Origin of the sequence: Paraburkholderia oxyphila NBRC 105797 (genome assembly GCF_000685075.1) — a bacterium.
Lineage (GTDB): Bacteria > Pseudomonadota > Gammaproteobacteria > Burkholderiales > Burkholderiaceae > Paraburkholderia > Paraburkholderia oxyphila.
In genome coordinates this window covers 1-692 of record NZ_BAYD01000304.1, presented here as the reverse complement: position 1 = coordinate 692, position 692 = coordinate 1, and the positions used below count along the sequence as shown (strand labels likewise).

Here is a 692-nt window from a genome sequence, read left to right as displayed (position 1 = left end):
GGTGAACGCACAGGCCAGGACACAAAACGGCGCACAAAACGGGACGCAAAAGAGCACGCAAGGGAGCAAGCAGCGATGAGCCAGAAGAACCGACTCGGCGCCGGCGGGCGCATCAACCGCGCGATTCCGCTGACCTTCACGTTCAACGGGCGCACGTATCAGGGCTATCAGGGCGACACGCTCGCCTCGGCGCTGCTCGCCAACGACGTGCACTTCGTCGCGCGCAGCTTCAAGTACCACCGTCCGCGCGGCATCGTGACGGCCGACGTGGCCGAGCCGAATGCCGTGGTGCAGCTCGAGCGCGGCGCCTACACCGTGCCGAACGCGCGCGCCACCGAAATCGAGCTCTATCAGGGGCTCATCGCGACCAGCGTGAACGCGGAGCCGAGCCTCGAGCACGACCGCATGGCGGTGAACCAGAAGTTCTCGCGCTTCCTGCCCGCCGGCTTCTACTACAAGACCTTCATGTGGCCGCGCAAATGGTGGCCGAAGTATGAAGAGAAGATTCGCGAGGCCGCGGGTCTGGGCAAGGCGCCCGAAGTGCGCGACGGCGACCGCTACGACAAGTGCTTCGCCCATTGCGACGTGCTGGTGATCGGCGGCGGCCCCACGGGCCTCTTGGCCGCGCATACGGCGGGCCTGGCCGGCGCGCGCGTGATTCTCGTCGACGACCAGCGCGAGCTGGGCGGCAG

The 692-nt window shown here is 67.2% G+C and carries 1 protein-coding gene; it reads left to right on the top strand.

Annotation, left to right across the window (positions count from 1 at the left end; all coding sequences use genetic code 11):
* Window positions 1-75: 75 nt before the first annotated feature.
* Window positions 76-692: 2Fe-2S iron-sulfur cluster-binding protein (locus BO1_RS56105; RefSeq protein ID WP_043289416.1), on the top strand; the 617-nt coding region annotated here is incomplete at its 3' end.